Origin of the sequence: Paraburkholderia sp. CNPSo 3272 (assembly GCF_024206495.1) — a bacterium.
Lineage (GTDB): Bacteria > Pseudomonadota > Gammaproteobacteria > Burkholderiales > Burkholderiaceae > Paraburkholderia.
Map to the genome: position 1 here is coordinate 404,731 of NZ_JAMBPQ010000002.1, position 16,269 is coordinate 420,999.

The 16,269-nt window shown below is 66.7% G+C and carries 12 protein-coding genes; 9 read left to right on the forward strand and 3 right to left on the reverse strand.

Annotation, left to right across the window (positions count from 1 at the left end; translation table 11 throughout):
- Positions 1-671 precede the first annotated feature (671 nt).
- Positions 672-1,718, forward strand: coding sequence for a bile acid:sodium symporter family protein (locus M3I53_RS04215; protein ID WP_254314685.1), 1,047 nt, complete (start codon positions 672-674; stop codon positions 1,716-1,718).
- 230 nt (positions 1,719-1,948) lie between these two features.
- Positions 1,949-3,796: a phosphodiesterase gene (locus tag M3I53_RS04220; protein WP_254314686.1), complete on the forward strand. Its 1,848-nt coding sequence runs from the start codon at positions 1,949-1,951 to the stop codon at positions 3,794-3,796.
- A gap of 105 nt (positions 3,797-3,901) precedes the next feature.
- Here M3I53_RS04220 and M3I53_RS04225 read toward each other — a convergent pair whose 3' ends face one another.
- A complete protein-coding gene (locus M3I53_RS04225) occupies positions 3,902-4,057 on the reverse strand; it encodes a DUF3309 family protein (RefSeq protein WP_069265162.1) in 156 nt (51 codons plus the stop codon).
- A gap of 229 nt (positions 4,058-4,286) precedes the next feature.
- On the opposite strand from M3I53_RS04225, the gene M3I53_RS04230 reads away from it, so the two are divergent.
- From M3I53_RS04230 to M3I53_RS04260, 7 genes are all read left to right on the forward strand, one after another.
- Positions 4,287-5,342 (forward strand): LacI family DNA-binding transcriptional regulator, encoded by a 1,056-nt coding sequence (locus M3I53_RS04230; RefSeq protein WP_254314687.1) that lies wholly within the window; start codon positions 4,287-4,289, stop codon positions 5,340-5,342.
- Positions 5,343-5,416: 74 nt separating this feature from the next.
- On the forward strand, positions 5,417-6,751 hold the full coding sequence (locus M3I53_RS04235) for an AGE family epimerase/isomerase (protein ID WP_254314688.1): 1,335 nt from the start codon (positions 5,417-5,419) through the stop codon (positions 6,749-6,751).
- Positions 6,752-6,767: 16 nt separating this feature from the next.
- The gene (locus M3I53_RS04240; RefSeq protein ID WP_254314689.1) at positions 6,768-7,751 is read left to right on the forward strand and encodes a carbohydrate kinase; all 984 of its coding nucleotides are present in this window, start codon (positions 6,768-6,770) and stop codon (positions 7,749-7,751) included.
- Positions 7,752-7,960: 209 nt separating this feature from the next.
- Complete coding sequence (locus M3I53_RS04245) at positions 7,961-8,182, forward strand: hypothetical protein (protein ID WP_028201740.1); 222 nt, start codon at positions 7,961-7,963, stop codon at positions 8,180-8,182.
- A gap of 253 nt (positions 8,183-8,435) precedes the next feature.
- The gene (locus M3I53_RS04250; RefSeq protein ID WP_254314690.1) at positions 8,436-8,681 is read left to right on the forward strand and encodes a hypothetical protein; all 246 of its coding nucleotides are present in this window, start codon (positions 8,436-8,438) and stop codon (positions 8,679-8,681) included.
- 240 nt (positions 8,682-8,921) lie between these two features.
- A complete protein-coding gene (locus tag M3I53_RS04255; RefSeq protein ID WP_254314740.1) occupies positions 8,922-9,860 on the forward strand; it encodes an ion channel in 939 nt (312 codons plus the stop codon).
- A 311-nt stretch (positions 9,861-10,171) separates the two neighbouring features.
- On the forward strand, positions 10,172-13,795 hold the full coding sequence (locus tag M3I53_RS04260) for an indolepyruvate ferredoxin oxidoreductase family protein (RefSeq protein WP_254314691.1): 3,624 nt from the start codon (positions 10,172-10,174) through the stop codon (positions 13,793-13,795).
- Positions 13,796-13,855: 60 nt separating this feature from the next.
- Here M3I53_RS04260 and M3I53_RS04265 read toward each other — a convergent pair whose 3' ends face one another.
- Together M3I53_RS04265 and M3I53_RS04270 are read right to left on the reverse strand one after the other, a co-directional pair.
- Positions 13,856-14,557 (reverse strand): copper homeostasis protein CutC, encoded by a 702-nt coding sequence (locus M3I53_RS04265; RefSeq protein WP_254314692.1) that lies wholly within the window; start codon positions 14,555-14,557, stop codon positions 13,856-13,858.
- A gap of 48 nt (positions 14,558-14,605) precedes the next feature.
- Positions 14,606-15,871, reverse strand: a complete 1,266-nt coding sequence (locus M3I53_RS04270; protein WP_254314693.1) for an EAL domain-containing protein — start codon at positions 15,869-15,871, stop codon at positions 14,606-14,608.
- Positions 15,872-16,269 lie beyond the last annotated feature (398 nt).

Sequence of the window (16,269 nt, forward strand, 5' to 3'; positions counted from 1 at the left end):
GCCGCCGCCCCCGCCGTGCCCTGAAAAACCGGGCTGAGCATGGGCGAGCGCAACGAAGGCCGCTAATCCGGCCCCCAAGACCCACTGTCCCAGTTTTGACAACCCTGCGTGCATTGTGACGTTTCACCTGCCCGACGTTCGCGCTTTGGCACACCCGCCAATCGGGCCATGGCGGGCTAGTCCCCGGACGCTCGCCGCGCGAGCGCGTAACGATTGCCGCCACAACGGTCCGGGCGTCCTTTGACGGTAATTTATGGGCGTGCTGAAGGGGTGTCGAGCCAAAAGATGTTATGCCGCCCGAAGGGTTGTAACACCATGTTACTGCTGGGTTTTCTGGCTGCCGACGCGCCCAGCGAAGGCCGTTTGGCAAGGCTCTTGGGCACGGGTCAGCAGCGGTTCGTTTTATGCTTCAGTCATCTCTGAACATCTGAAGAATGCGCGGAGTCCTGACGACTTTTGCGGCTCGGGAATACCCGTCGCGCGTTCAGGAGGAATCCCGCATAAAGCGAACAGGGATGCCGAGATACATGCGCGCCAATCATTAATCGATGCCTGAAATGAATTTGCTTTTTCAATCGGCTTGCGCCGACAATAGACTTTCCCATTCACCCGTTGCACGCACATCGATCCGCGCGCAGCCAGGCGCCCACGCGCGCACTTGAGATTGTCCGATGGCACGTCCCAAATTCCTGCCCGATAACTTCACCCTTTGCCTCGTCGGCACGGTGATTCTTGCGAGCCTGTTCCCGGTGCACGGCCAGGCCGCCACCGGTTTCAACTGGCTGACCAACGTGGCCGTCGGCCTGCTGTTCTTCCTGCACGGCGCCAAGCTCTCGCGCGAGGCGATCATCGCCGGTGCGACGCACTGGCGGCTGCACATCGTCGTGCTGCTCAGTACCTTCGTGCTGTTTCCGGCGCTGGGCCTCGCGCTCAAGCCCGTGCTTTCGCCGCTCGTCACCCCGGCGCTCTACGCGGGCGTGCTGTTCCTCTGCACGCTTCCCTCCACTGTGCAGTCGTCTATCGCGTTCACCTCGATTGCGCGCGGCAACGTGCCCGCCGCCGTTTGCAGCGCTTCGGCGTCGAGCCTGATCGGCATCTTCGTCACGCCCGCCCTCGTGAGCCTGATCGTCACGAACCAGAGCGCGAGCGGCGGCTCGGCCTGGCACACCGTGTGGAACATCGTGCTGCAACTGCTCGTTCCGTTTGTGGCGGGCCAGCTGCTGCGCCCGGTGATCGGCCGCTGGATCGAGCGCAACAAGGGCGTGCTCAAGTTCGTCGATCAGGGGTCGATCCTGCTCGTGGTGTTCGGCGCGTTTTCCGAGGCCGTGAACGAAGGGCTCTGGCATCACATTCCGCTCACCGCGCTCGGCGGCCTGCTCGTCGTGAACGGCGTCCTGCTCGCGCTCGCGCTCGGCATCACGATGTTCACGAGCAAGAAGCTCGGCTTCTCGCGCGCGGATCAGATCACTATCATTTTCTGCGGCTCGAAGAAGAGCCTCGCGGCCGGCGTGCCGATGGCGAAAGTCATCTTCGCCTCGAACGCCGTGGGTGCGGTCGTGCTGCCGCTCATGCTGTTCCACCAGATCCAGCTCATGGTGTGCGCGGCGCTCGCCCAGCGCTGGGGCGAGCGCGGCATGAGCGCCGAGCGCGCCGCCAGCGCGGGCGACGAATCGCGCGCCGGCGCGAATGAGCGCACTGCCGCCGCCGCACGGCGCTGAGCATCGTTCAGTACGTCATTCGGCCCGGCGCGAGACCGCCGCCCCGCTGCAGCAAACGCCGCGGCTAGCGCCCGGCGTCTCACCCTCCCCCGCCAGCCTCCCCTCCCCGCGTCGCGCGCATGCGCCGGATGCCCAAAGAATGGGCTTCCCCGCGCTGTCACCAAAATTTCATTTAATTCATCCGATGATATGCCGTTAAGTTCATCGTCTTCGCCCGTTCCGGCCTGTCCATGTCTGCTCCCGCGCCACTCCTGCACGCGGCGCCCGGCGTCGGGGCGCTGATCGCCCAGCGCCAGCTGCGCGCCGTCTTCCAGCCCATCGTCGATTTCGAGGGTGGCGCGATCGTCGGCTACGAAGGCCTCATTCGCGGGCCGGCAGGCTCGCCGCTCGAAACGCCCGCCGCCCTCTTCGCGCGCGCCGGCGACGAACAGTGCACCGCCTCGCTCGAACGCGCCGCCGCCCGCACCTGCATCGAAACGTTCGCGAGGCTCAACTGCCCCGGCAAGCTATTCCTCAATTTCAGCGCCGACGCGCTGCGCCAGCTCACCGCCGACGGCGACGCCGCGCTCGCCCTCTTCGACGGCCCGATCGACCCCACACGCGTCGTGATCGAGCTCACCGAACAAAGCGCCATCCACGACCTGCGCAATTTTTCGCCCGTCGTCGAGACGCTGCGCGCCGCAGGCGCCCAATTCGCGCTCGACGACTACGGCACGGCCAACGCGAGCCTCAACCTCTGGGTGCAGTTGCAGCCCGATGTCGTGAAGATCGACCGCTTCTTCATCCACGACATCGCCAACGACGCGCTCAAGTTCGAAGCCGTGCGCGCTGTGCAGCATTTCGCGCAGGCGAGCGGCACACGGCTCGTGGCGGAAGGCATCGAGAATGCGGCCGACCTGATCGTGCTGCGCGACATGGGCATCGACTGCGGCCAGGGCTTTTTCTTCGGCCGCCCCAACGTAGAGCCGCTGCGCGTGCTCACCCGCGAAGCGCGCGAGGCGATTCGCGCGGACCATATCGCCGTGTTCCCCGAGGCCACGCGCAGCGCCGCCACGCAGCCCGCGGGCGGTGGCGCGCCGGCCAGCAAGATGCTCGTGCGCGCGCCTGCGCTGCCGCGCCAGGCGACCAACAACGACGTGCTCGAGCTGTTCAACGGCCAACCCGACCTGCACGCGGTGGCCGTGGTGGAAGACGAAGCGCCCGTCGCGCTCATCAACCGGCGCGCGTTCATGGACCGCTATGCGCTGCCGTATCACCGCGAGCTGTTCGGCAAGAAGGCCTGCCTGCAATTCGCCAACGCGCAGCCGGTGCTCATCGAGCAGTCGATGACGGTCGAGCAGATGGCGACGCTGCTCGTCAGCGACGACCAGCGCTATCTCGCCGATGGCTTCGTGATCACCGATAACGGCCGCTACGCCGGGCTCGGCACCGGCGAGAGCCTTGTGCGCGCCGTGACGGAGGTGCGCATCCAGGCGGCGCGCTACGCCAATCCGCTCACGTTCCTGCCGGGCAATATCCCCATCAGCTCGCATATCGAGCGTCTGCTGTCGCACGACGCGGGCTTTCACGCGTGCTACGTCGACCTGAACCAGTTCAAGCCCTTCAACGATCAGTACGGCTACTGGCAGGGCGACGAGGTGCTCAAGTTCGCGGCGACGGTGCTCGCCGACGCCTGCGACCCCACGCGCGACTTCCTCGGCCACGTGGGCGGCGACGACTTCCTGATCCTGTTCCAGAGCGAGACGTGGCGCGAGCGCGCGCGCCAGGCGATCGATATGTTCAACGAAGGCGCGCAGCGCTTCTACGCACCGGGCGACCGCCTCGCAGGCGGCATTCACGGCGAGGATCGCCACGGCAACGCCACCTTCTTCACCTTCGTGACGATGGCGATCGGCTGCGTGTACATCGCCCCGGGCGAGGGCGCGCAGCACAGCAGCGACGCCATCGCCTCGCTCGCGGCCCTGGCCAAGCGCCGCGCGAAGCAGGAAGCGAGCGGACTCGTCGTGATCCACGGCAGCGCGAGCGCCAACCTCGTGCCCGCGCTCACTTCGGCACCTGGCGAAGCCGGTTGGTCATAGCAGCCTGACTCAGCCTGCGGCAGCCCAGAACACGAACGGGCCGGCCGCGCGGCGGGTGCCGCGCGCCGGCCCTTTTGCTTGCGTCGCTTTACGGCTGCGCCGTGGCTAGATCGTCCCCATCAAGACCAGTACGACGACCACGACGACGATGATGCCGAGCGTGCCCGACGGCGCGTAGCCCCATGAACGGCTATACGGCCACGCTGGGAACGCGCCAATGAGCAGCAGGATCAGAATGACCAGAAGCAGGGTGCCGAGCATGATGCCTCCGCAAGTCGAGTGATGGTGTCGGGGTTACCGCAACCGTCGTGCCTGCGCCCGTTTAGTACTTTTTACTAAACATGAACGTTTGCGTTTATTTCATTGTTTACTGGTATTTACCTGGAATTCGAAACCTGGAATGGGGGTTTTTTGCCAGGTTTTTACTATACAATCGCCGCACACCTGACCACACCCGGAACGCCCAACGCGCCACCGCCAGCCAGGAATTATGGGGACAACCATTCGTGACGTCGCGCAAGCCGCCAACGTGTCGATCGGCACGGTGTCGCGCGCGTTGAAGAACCAGCCGGGCCTTTCCGAGGCCACGCGCGGGCGCATCGTCGAAGTCGCGCGCACGCTCGGCTATGACTGCGCGCAACTGCGTCCGCGCATTCGGCGGCTCACCTTCCTGCTCCATCGCCAGCACAACAACTTCGCGGCCAGCCCGTTCTTTTCGCACGTGCTGCACGGCGTGGAAGACGCCTGCCGCGAACACGGCATCGTGCCCGCGCTGCTCACCGCCGGTCCCGCCGACGACACCGTCCAGCAGTTGCGCCTGCACGCGCCCGACGCCATCGCCGTTGCGGGCTTCGTCGAGCCGGAAATGCTCGCCGCGCTCGTCGCGCTGCAGCGCCCGCTCGTGCTGATCGACCTGTGGGCGGCTGGCCTGCGCTCGGTGAACATTGATAACGCGGCCGGCGCCGCGCTCGCCATGCAGCATCTGTTCGAACTGGGACGGCGGCGCATTGCGTTCATCGGCGGCTCGCTCGCGCACTACAGCATCGCGCAGCGCGCGCTCGGCTACCGGCGCGCGTTCTTCGAGGCGGGGCTCTTGTTCGACCCGTCGCTCGAAACGACGATCGACGGCGGCCTCGATCCCGACACGGGCGCGTCGCTCGCCATGCAGCGTTTGATCGACGCGGCGCGCGCCGCCTCGCGCCCGCCGCCCGACGCGCTTTTCGCCTACAACGACGCCGCCGCGCTCGCCGCCATGCGCGTGTGCCTCGCCAACGGCCTGCGCGTGCCCGAGGACATCGCCATCATCGGTTTCGACGATATCGCTGGCGCCACCCACGCCACGCCGCCGCTCTCGACGATCGCCGTCGACAAGGAAGCGCTCGGGCGGCGCGGCGTCGAACTGCTGCTCGAAGAAACGCCTGACGCGAGCGAAATCCGCTTGCCGGTGCAGCTCGTCGCGCGTGCGAGCACACTGGGTGCGGCGTCATCGAATCTCATTGTCGCGCACGCCGTCCATCATGCTGCAGATGCACCGCAGAGCGCGTGACGCGCGCCGTCGAAAACACGCAGAACACAGATCGAAAATACGCTGAAGCCACGTCCAAGCCAGAAGAGAAAGCCATGACGATGACCGCCGACACCGCCTCCTCCGCCACCGCACAACCCGTCGCCGTACCGGGCGTCGCGAGCTTTCGCGACCGCGGCTTCCTGCTCGGCCACGTGCAGGACACGCTGCGCTTTTACGCGCCGAACGTGCTCGATCCCTCGGGCGGCTTCTTCCACTACTTCCGCGACGACGGCTCGATCTATAACGCGCACTCGCGCCACCTCGTGAGCAGCTGCCGCTACGTCTTCAACTATGCGATGGCGTATCGCGAGTTCGGCGATCCGCACTACCTCGAATACGCGCGCCACGGCCTGCAGTTCTTGCGCGAGGGCCACTGGGACCCGCATCTGCAGGGCTACGACTGGGAGATCGACTGGCGCGACGGCAAGAAGCGCGTGCTCGACGCCACGCGCCACTGCTACGGCCTCGCGTTCGTGCTGCTCGCTTACGCGCATGCGGCGATGGCCGGCATCGAAGAAGCGCGGCCGATGATCGGCGCGACTTTCGATCTGATGGAACACCGCTTCTGGGACGGCGCAGCGGGCCTCTACGCCGACGAGGCGAGCGCCGACTGGGTCGTGTCCGGCTATCGCGGCCAGAACGCCAACATGCACACGACCGAGGCGCTACTCGCGGCCTATGAGGCGACGGGCCATCTCGTCTATCTCGACCGCGCCGAGCGCGTGGCCTCGAACATCACGCTGCGCCAGGCGAAGCTTTCGCAAGGGCTCGTGTGGGAGCACTTTCACGCGGACTGGTCGGTGGACTGGCACTACAACGAGGAAGACAGCTCGAACATCTTCCGCCCGTGGGGCTTCCAGCCGGGCCATCAAACGGAGTGGGCGAAGCTGCTCTTGCTGCTCGAACGCCACCGGCCGCTGCCCTGGCTGCTGCCGCGCGCGATCGAACTGTTCGACGCCGCCATGGCGCACGCCTGGGACAACGATCACGGCGGCCTCTACTACGGCTTCGGCCCGGACGGCACCGTGTGCGATCACGACAAGTACTTCTGGGTGCAGGCGGAAACCTTCGCCACGGCGGCGCTGCTCGGCAAGCGCACCGGCAACGAGCGCTTCTGGGACTGGTACGACGAAATCTGGCGCTACAGCTGGGCGAATTTCGTCGATCATCGTTACGGAGCGTGGTACCGCATCCTCACTTGCGACAACCGCAAGTACAGTGACGAGAAGAGCCCCGCCGGCAAGACCGACTATCACACCATGGGCGCGTGCTACGAAGCGCTGAACGCGCTGCCAGGACGCGGCATGGCGCCGGTCGTGGGCCGCGAGGAAGCGACCGCCGCCGCTGGTGGCGCGAACGACATGACGGGCACGAGCGGCCAGAACTAAACAGAGGAACACGACGATGAGCACCTGCAGCACCGGCCCGGACTTTTCGTCCGGCTTCCCGGCCTTCATCTCGGCCGGCGACATCCTCACCGATCTCGTGCGCACCCCCGCGCCCGAGGGCACGCCGCATACGACGCAGCCCGGCGCACCGGGCATGGACTCGCACTGGCGCGCGCATCCTGGCGGCGCGGGCTGGAACGTCGCGCGCGCGGTCGCGCGCCTCGGGCTGCCCACGGCGAGCGTGGGAGCGCTCGGCGTCGACAACTTCTCGGACGAGCTCTGGAACGCAAGCGTGGCCGCCGGTCTCGACATGCGCTTCATGCAGCGCGTGGAGCGCGCGCCGCTGCTCGCTATCGTGCATCAGACGCATCCGCCCGCGTACTACTTCATCGGCGAGCACAGCGCCGACCTCGCCTTCGATCCCGCGAAGCTGCCCGAAGGCTGGCGCGCGCATGCGAAGTGGGCGCACTTCGGCTGCATCAGCCTCGTGCGCCAGCCGCTCGGCGAAACGCTCGCCACGCTCGCCGCCGAGCTGCGCGCGGCCGGCGTGAAGATCAGCTTCGATCCGAACTACCGCAACCTCATGGCGCACGGCTACGAGCCGATCCTGCGCCGCATGGCCGCGCTCGCCGACCTCATCAAGGTCTCCGACGAAGACCTGCGCATGCTGTTCGCCGGCAAGAGCGAGGCCGAAGCCATCGAAGCCGTGCGCGCGCTCAATCCGGCCGCCACGCTGCTCGTCACGCGCGGCGCGCAGGCGGCCACGCTCTATGTGGGCAACCAGGTGATCGAGGCGGCGCCGCCGCGCGTCGAAGTGGCCGATACGGTAGGTGCCGGCGACGCGTCCATCGGCGGGCTGTTGTTCAGTCTCATGAGCGCCCCGCAGCGCAACTGGCGCCAGCATCTGGCCTTCGCGCTCGCCGCGGGCGCCGCCGCGTGCCGCCGGCCCGGCGCGCATTCGCCGACGCTCGACGAAGTCGTCGCGCTGATCGCCGACTGAAGGCGCCCGCGGCGCGCAGTCTGGCGCACCGCCTGGACACCGCGCGGGGCTGACACGAAAGCGCCGCGCCGCCGTCATATGCGTGTCCCGCAGCGGCGCGGGCAACGTGCTAGCATGGAATCTCCTCCTGCTGCGGGTCATGCGCGACGCTTGCGCGCCCCAATCCACGTGACCCGTCGAGGGGAGTTTCCTTCCACGAGGAGCACGTTATGGAAGACGTCAGCTACACCAAGGGGATCTACACGGCCGTCGCCTCTGTGCGGCCCATGAACGCCGGCCAGTACCAGGGCCTGGTCTCCCTGGCGCGCGACGACGGCGAGGAACTCGAGAACGCGGTGTACGAAGTCGAAGCCGCATCGGGCACGCCGGAAGAGGCTCTCGAAGAAGCCAAGGCGCTGGCGCATCGCATTCTCGGCGAACTCGAACTGTAAGTCGCCGCGGTGAGCCCGGTGCCCGCTCAGGGACTGCGGGCAACGCTGCAAGAGGCGGGGGTGCTCTTCATGGGGCCGCACGAGTGCGGTCAACAGCTGTGCATGGGACCAGAGTAAGCGCTTTGCATGGGCCCGGAGTAAGTGCTGAAGCACTAACTCCGGCCGACAGCTAAAGCGCTAACTCTGGTCGACAGCTGTGCATGGGACCAGAGTAAGCGCTAAAGCGCTAACTCTGGTCGACAGGAGGTTAGCCATGTCCGAACAGCTCTTTCTATACGGCGTCTACGCCATCCACGTGCATCCGCTCGAACTGCTGGGCGCTCGCTGGGACGCCGAGTATCAAATCACGCATCGCGACAAGGCCGTACAGCCGTGGGTCACGGTCGGCGGCAACGCCGGCTTCGACGCGGCGACGCTAGCCGTGGACGCCGCGCGCCGCCAGGCCATCGCCGATATCGAACATGGCGCGGGCATTCCGAAGCCGCACGGGTTTCCGTAAGCCTTTCGTTCGACGCGGTTCCTCCCGCGTCGCACTCCTGCTCTCGCCGCGCTAGCCGTGCGCCCCGCCAGCGCGCGTCGGCGCGTGCCCGCTTGTCCTGTCCCTGCGGCATTGCTACGCTCTTCTCCTTACTTCAGATCCGCAGGGACCATCATGACGTCCGAGACGCCGGAGCGCTTCGCCAACCAGGAAGCGGCCCAGCAAGCCGATTCGGCATCCGGGGCTTCACCCGGCGTGGACATGGCCGCCTGCGAGGCCGAAACGCCCGCGGGGCCGAGGCGAAAAGCCAGACGCGGCACGCCGCGCAAGCTGATGATCGGCACGCGCGAGGTGCTCGTCTACGGCATGCCGCAGTCCTGGGGCGACTTCTATCACACGGCGCTCACCATGCGCTGGCCCACCTTCTTTGCGTCGCTCGCGGCTCTGTTCCTGCTCATGAACGGCGTGTTCGCGTGCCTCTACCAGCTCGGCACGGCGCCCATCGCCAATCAGTACCCGACGGGCTTTCTCGGCGCGTTCTTCTTCAGCGTGGAAACGCTCGCCACGGTCGGCTACGGCGACATGCATCCGCAAACGCTCTATGCGCATATCGTCGCCACGCTGGAAATCTTCGTCGGCATGTCGGGCATCGCGTTGGCGACCGGCCTCGTGTTCGCGCGCTTCTCGCGCCCGCGCGCGAAGATCATGTTCGCGAGCCAGGTGGTGGTGCACCCCATCGAAGGCCGCATGACGCTGATGGCGCGCGCCGCCAACGCCCGCCAGAACGTGATCGCCGAAGCGGGCGCGAAGCTGCGGCTCATCCGCATCGAAACCTCGTCGGATGGCTTTCGCGCGCGGCGCATTCACGACCTCAAGCTCGTGCGCGACCAGCATCCGCTCTTCACGCTGGGCTGGAATCTCATGCACGTGATCGACGAGTCGAGCCCGCTCTACGGCGTCACGCCCGAGACGCTGGCCGAGCAGCACGCCACGCTGCACGTCGTGATCGAGGGCTCCGACGAGTCCACCGCGCAGACCATGCAGGCGCGCTTTAGCTGGTCGGACCGCCAGATCCGCTGGGACTACCGCTACGTCGACCTGATGAGCGACGCGGACGGCGTGAGCACGATGGACTACACGCACTTTCACGATGTCGTGCCCTTCGATCGGGCAAAGCCCTACGCACCCCGGACGATCTGACGGATTGTCCCGAAGGCCGTTTCAGACGGGTTTGCGGCACGGCAGGGAAAATCTCTCTCCAAACTCGCCCGGCGCGGGCAGGCTCTCGCGCGAATAAGCGGCAGCGCCGGAGAGTTAGCAAAAAATTTGCGTCATTGGCGAGGAAAAATAGAGTCTCTTTCGCCGCCCTGCTCCGTGGGGCTTGAGCGACCGCAAAGCTATGCATGCGAACGCAGTAAGTGCTCTGCATGGGCCCGGAGTAAGTGCTGAAGCACTAACTCCGGGCGACAGCTGAAGCGCTCACTGCGTTCGACAAATGGAGACTCCCCCCAATGACCGCGCGCCCCCCGTTCGGCGATACGTCCTCGCCGCTTGATACGCCGCCCCTCGCTGATTACAAGCTCACCGACAACCTCACCGCCACGCGCGGCCGCATTTTCCTGACCGGCACCCAGGCGCTGATCCGCCTCGCGCTCATGCAGCGCGCACTCGACCGCGCGCATGGCCTGAACACCGCAGGCTTCATCAGCGGCTATCGCGGCTCGCCGCTCGGCATGGTCGATCAGCAGGCGTGGAAGGCGAAGAAACTGCTCGAAGCCGCCGACGTGCGCTTCCTGCCCGCCATCAACGAGGAGTTGGGCGGCACCGCCGTGCTCGGCACGCAGCGCGTGGAAGCGGACCCGGAGCGCACCGTCGAAGGCGTGTTCGCGATGTGGTACGGCAAGGGCCCGGGCGTCGATCGCGCCGGCGACGCGCTCAAGCACGGCAACGCGTACGGCTCGTCGCCGCACGGCGGCGTGCTCGTGGTGGCCGGCGACGACCACGGCTGCGTGTCGTCGTCGATGCCGCATCAGAGCGACTTCGCGATGATGGCGTGGCACATGCCTGTCGTGAATCCGTCGAACATCGCGGACATGCTCGAATTCGGCCTCTATGGCTGGGCGCTCTCGCGCTACTCGGGCGCGTGGGTCGGCTACAAGGCGATTTCGGAAACGGTGGAGTCGGGCTCGACCGTCGACCTCGATGCCATCAAAACCGACTGGCAAGCACCGGAAGGATTGACCCCGCCGCCGGGCGGCCTGCACAACCGCTGGCCCGATCTGCCGAGTCTCGCCATCGAGCAGCGCCTCGCAGCCAAGCTCGACGCCGTGCGCCACTTCGCGCGCATGAACAGCATCGACAAGTGGATCGCGCCGAGCCCGCACGCGAACGTGGGCATCGTCACCTGCGGCAAGGCGCATCTGGACCTGATGGAAACGCTGCGCCGTCTCGATCTCACCGTCGACGACCTCGACCGCGCGGGCGTGCGCATCTACAAGGTGGGCCTGTCGTTCCCGCTGGAGATGTCGCGGATCGACGCGTTCGTCGCGGGCCTCACCGACGTGCTCGTGATCGAGGAGAAGGGCCCGGTGATCGAGCAGCAGATCAAGGACTACCTCTACAACCGCAAGGAAGGCGCGCGCCCCACGGTGATCGGCAAGCACGCCGAAGACGGCACGCTGCTGCTCTCGGAGCTGGGCGAGCTGCGCCCCTCGCGCATCTTGCCCGTGTTCGCCGCATGGCTCGCGAAGCACCGGCCCGCGCTCGACCGCCGCGAGCGCGTGGTCGATCTCGTCGCGCCGCAAATCCTCTCGAACGCCGCCGACGCCGTGCGCCGCACGCCCTACTTCTGCTCGGGCTGCCCGCACAACACGTCGACCAAGGTGCCCGAAGGCTCGATCGCGCAGGCCGGCATCGGCTGCCACTTCATGGCTTCGTGGATGGAGCGCGACACGACCGGTCTGATCCAGATGGGCGGCGAAGGCGTGGACTGGGCCGCGCATTCGATGTTCACGAAGATGCCGCACGTGTTCCAGAATCTCGGCGACGGCACCTACTTTCACTCAGGCATCCTTGCGATTCGCCAGGCAGTCGCGGCGAAGACCAACATCACCTACAAGATCCTCTACAACGACGCCGTGGCGATGACGGGCGGCCAGCCCGTGGACGGCAGCATCTCCGTGCCGCAGATCGCACGCCAGGTGGAGGCCGAAGGCGTCTCGCGCTTCGTGGTGGTGAGCGACGAGCCCGAGAAGTACGACGGCCATCATGGCCTGTTCCCGAAGGGCACGACGTTCCATCACCGCAGCGAACTCGATACGGTGCAGCGCGAACTGCGCGAAACGCCGGGCGTGACCGTGCTGATCTACGACCAGACCTGCGCCGCCGAAAAGCGCCGCCGCCGCAAGAAAGGCGAATTCCCCGACCCGGACAAGCGCCTCTTCATCAACGAGGAAGTGTGCGAAGGCTGCGGCGATTGCGGCGTGCAGTCGAATTGTCTTTCGGTCGAACCCGTGGAAACGGAGCTTGGCCGCAAGCGTCGCATCGACCAGTCGTCGTGCAACAAGGACTATTCGTGCGTGAACGGCTTCTGCCCGAGCTTCGTCACCATCGAGGGCGGCAAGCTCAAGAAGGCCGCGGGCGCGGCGTTCGATCCGCAGGCGCTCACCGCGCGCGTGAATGCGCTGCCCATGCCGGCCACGCATCTCGAGAACGCGCCCTACGACATCCTCGTGACGGGCGTGGGGGGCACCGGTGTCGTGACCGTGGGCGCGCTCATCAGCATGGCCGCGCATCTGGAAGGCAAGAGCGCTTCGGTCCTCGACTTCATGGGCTTCGCGCAGAAGGGCGGCTCGGTGCTCTCGTTCGTGCGCTTCGCGGCGACCGACGCGCTGCTCAACCAGGTGCGCATCGACACGCAGCAGGCCGACCTGCTGCTCGCCTGCGACATGGTGGTGGGCGCGAGCGCCGACGCGCTGCAAACCGTGCGACACGACCGCACGCGCATCGTCGTGAACACGCATGAGATTCCGAACGCGTCGTTCGTGCAGAACCCGGAAGCGAACCTGCACGCCGACGCGCTGCTCGCGAAGATGCGGCACGCGGCGACAGGCGGCGCACAACCGGCGCAAGATCCGCTTGCCGCATGCGACGCCCAGGCGCTCGCGCAACGTTATCTCGGCGACACGATCGGCGCAAACATCGTGATGCTCGGCTTTGCGTGGCAGCTCGGCCTCGTGCCGGTCTCGCTCGCGGCGCTCACGCGCGCCATCGAGCTGAACAACGTGGCCGTGAAGGCAAACCTGTTCGCGTTCTCGATTGGCCGCATGGCCGCCGCCGATCCGGCCGCGCTAGAAGCGCTCGACACGCAACGCACGGCAGCCGCGAAAGCCACGGCGCGCAAGCTCACCCAAACGCTCGACGAACTGATCGCCGACCGCGAAGCACGTCTGCTCGCGTATGGCGGCGCGAGCTACGTGAAGCGTTATCGCGCGCTGGTCGACGCCGCACGCAGCGCCGACAAGAGTGCGGAGAAAACACTCGCGCGCGCCGTCGCGACCACGTTCTACCGGCTGCTTGCCGTGAAGGACGAATACGAAGTCGCGCGCCTGCACGCCGACCCGGCGTTGCGCGCCGCGCTCGAGGCGCAGTTCGAGGGCACGGCGGGCAGCGACTTCACCGTGAAGTTCAACCTCGCGCCGCCGCTCATCGCGCGTGAAAAGAATGGCCAGCCTCCGCGCAAGATGCAGTTCGGCCAGTGGATGTGGAGTGCGTTTGGGCTGCTCAAGAAGGGCCGCAGCGTGCGCGGCACGTGGCTCGATCCGTTCGGCAAGACGCTGGAGCGACGCATGGAGCGCGCCCTCTCCGGCGACTACGAGGCGACGCTGCGCGGTGCGTTCGCAAGCCTCACCGCCGAAAACGCCGACGACATTGCCAAGCTCGCGAATCTGCATCAACGTGTGCGCGGCTATGGGCACGTCAAGCTGGCGAACCTCGCGGCGGTCAAACGCAGCGAGCGCGAACTGGCGGCGCGCCTTGCCATCGACGTGAAGACGAGCGCGGCGGTACAGGAAGCCCTCGCTTCGTTCAAGGGCGCGGGCGCGCTGCGCGGCATTCCGGTGGTGGTGGCGAAGTAACGTGACGCGAAGCAGGAAGGCGCGCGCCGTTCATCTGAATGGCGCGCGCTTTTTTATGGGTCAGGCGTCGAGCAGGTTCCGCGCGAGCCGCACCCTGTTCTCGTCGACGGGAGCGAGCCCCTTGCCGTCAACGCGCACGCCCGAGCCGAAGTGAACCGCGCACACCTGCGTCGCGCTCACGAATTGCGCGACGCGCTCGAGCGTCAGTCCCGCGCCCGCCAGCACCGTGCAATGCGTGCGCGCCGCGCGCTGCACGAGCTTTGCGATCTGCCTCTGCGCGTCGAGCACCGAAGGCTTGCCGCCCGAGGTGAGGACGTTCGTCACGGCGTCGAAACCAAGCAGCACGTCGAGCGCTTCGTGCAGATCGCGTACTTCGTCGAACGCGCGATGAAACGTGAGCGGCATGCCGTCGGCGGCGTCGATCGCGCGCTGCAGTCCTTCGCGATCCACTTCATGCGAAGCCGTGAGCATGCCGATCACGACCGCATGCGCGCCTGCCCGCTTTGCCGCACGCACGTCGCGCAGCATCACCGCGTAATCGCTCGCATCGTAAATAAACGAGCGGCTGTGCGGCCGCACGATCACGTTCACGGGAATCGCCACCGCCGTGACTACGGCTTCGATCATACCGATGCTCGGCGTAAGGCCGCCCTCGCCCATTGCGGTGACGAGTTCTAGACGATCCGCGCCGCCGCGCTCCGCGGCTTGCGCATCGGCGACCGTGGTCGCGATGACTTCCAGCAGGACCCGTTCATGTTGCATGTTGGCGCGCCATGTCGTGAGGAACGCGACATGATCGCAGATGCACGCCTACTCGAACCAGTCGATGTCGCCGCACAGCACGCACAGGCGCTCGCCCACCGGGACCGCCATCGAAAGCGTCAGGCACGGCAGCGCCTCGTTAATCGACAGATACGGCCCGGTCACGTGCACCCGCCCCGGCGTGACGAGCGCCGTGCGGAAGTACGGCCTGCGCAGCCAGCTCGCGCCTTGTGCGTCCTCCAGCGGCAAGAAGCGCGCATCGCGCTCCGCGCGATCGACGCGCAGCACCACGTTGCGGCCCGCCTGCCTGCCGTTCGAATCGAGCAGATAGCAGCGCGCCGCATGATCGAGCGCGAGGAAGTTCCAGCACACCTCCTCCATCGATTCGCCGGCCGCAAGCCGTTCGGCCGCGCGCTCGAACGCACGCAGATAGGGCACGAGGCGATTCGTCTCGCCGCGCTCGCGCGTTTCGGTCTGCTGACGAAAACGCTCGGTCGCCTCGGCGATCACGCTCTGCGCCTGGGCCGCGTCGGCGAGTCCGGGCGCGGGCCGCGCGAAGAAGAAGCCCTGCACGAAGTCCGCGTTGCACGCGAGCGCGAGCTGCGCCTCGTGTTCCGTCTCCACGCCTTCGATCAGCACGAGCTTGCCCGCGTCGTGCAACAGCGCCACGAGCGCGGGCAGCGTCGCGGCCATGTCGGCGCGATGCTGCGCATGCATGAGCATGATGCGGTCGAGCTTCACGATGTCGGGATTGAGCTGCCACACGCGGCCGATATCGACGTTGCCCGCCCCGAAGTCGTCGAGCGCCACGAGAAAGCCGCGCTCGCGAAACGTCGCCACGGCCTGCGCGAGGGCGTCGAGATCGGTCGCCTCGTCCTCCAGCACCTCGAGCACGACGCGCCGCGGCGCGATGTTCAGCCGCCGCAGGTTCGCGAGCAGCGCCGCCGAGTGATAAGCCTCGATCAGCGTGCCCGGATGCACGTTGAGAAAGAGCCACTCGCGCTCCGCGCCGAGCAGCGCGAAGTTCTCCAGATGCAGCCCCTGGGCGAGCCGGTCCACCAGCAGCGCTTCGCCCACGCGCGCGGCGTCGCCGAATACGTCGAGCGGCGAAACCGGGCGGTCGAGCGGATCATGCGCGCGCAGCAGCCCTTCGTAGCCCACCGCACGCATGTGCGAGAGGCTGAACACCGGCTGGAACACGCTCGTGAGCGTAAGGTCGCCGTGGTGTGCGCTGTAGCGCTGTAGCCCCGAAGTGACGCTGAGATCGAAGCCGTGAGGGGTCACGGCTGTTTTGTCCTGTTGCTCTGTGATCATGCCATCCTCTAGCGCGTAGGAAGGACGCTGCAGTCCGCACAGCCTCTGCACGGTCCGCGCTTACCCTCCGTAGCCTGGTTTTCGTTGCGTCAGGAGAGGGATGAAGCAAGGTCCGTGCTCGCTCGCACTGCGATCTGGCACGCATCGGGAAACGCGTTCACGCCCGTCGCGTGCGCAGCGATTGGGCACGCCATGCACCGCGCGAGAGATCGCACGGCGCACCGATATCGTGCGCCTTTCCCCGCGCCTTTGCTTCGGTCGTGGCGCAGTCGTGGCGCACTTCGTGGCGCACACATGGAAGACAAATGGCCGCATCTTCGGCAAATTCCGGTTCATCACGTATTCGCCCTGCGCGCTTCGCGGCGGCTTACAGACGCGTCAGGCTACACTGTCCCTCG

Coding starts and splice junctions, on each gene's coding strand:
- M3I53_RS04230 (WP_254314687.1), top strand. CDS start 4,287: ATGGGGACAACCATTCGTGACGTCGCGCAAGCCGCCAACGTGTCGATC.
- M3I53_RS04245 (WP_028201740.1), top strand. CDS start 7,961: ATGGAAGACGTCAGCTACACCAAGGGGATCTACACGGCCGTCGCCTCT.
- M3I53_RS04255 (WP_254314740.1), top strand. CDS start 8,922: ATGGCCGCCTGCGAGGCCGAAACGCCCGCGGGGCCGAGGCGAAAAGCC.
- M3I53_RS04240 (WP_254314689.1), top strand. CDS start 6,768: ATGAGCACCTGCAGCACCGGCCCGGACTTTTCGTCCGGCTTCCCGGCC.
- M3I53_RS04270 (WP_254314693.1), bottom strand. CDS start 15,871: ATGATCACAGAGCAACAGGACAAAACAGCCGTGACCCCTCACGGCTTC.
- M3I53_RS04265 (WP_254314692.1), bottom strand. CDS start 14,557: ATGCAACATGAACGGGTCCTGCTGGAAGTCATCGCGACCACGGTCGCC.
- M3I53_RS04225 (WP_069265162.1), bottom strand. CDS start 4,057: ATGCTCGGCACCCTGCTTCTGGTCATTCTGATCCTGCTGCTCATTGGC.
- M3I53_RS04220 (WP_254314686.1), top strand. CDS start 1,949: ATGTCTGCTCCCGCGCCACTCCTGCACGCGGCGCCCGGCGTCGGGGCG.
- M3I53_RS04215 (WP_254314685.1), top strand. CDS start 672: ATGGCACGTCCCAAATTCCTGCCCGATAACTTCACCCTTTGCCTCGTC.
- M3I53_RS04250 (WP_254314690.1), top strand. CDS start 8,436: ATGTCCGAACAGCTCTTTCTATACGGCGTCTACGCCATCCACGTGCAT.
- M3I53_RS04235 (WP_254314688.1), top strand. CDS start 5,417: ATGACGATGACCGCCGACACCGCCTCCTCCGCCACCGCACAACCCGTC.
- M3I53_RS04260 (WP_254314691.1), top strand. CDS start 10,172: ATGACCGCGCGCCCCCCGTTCGGCGATACGTCCTCGCCGCTTGATACG.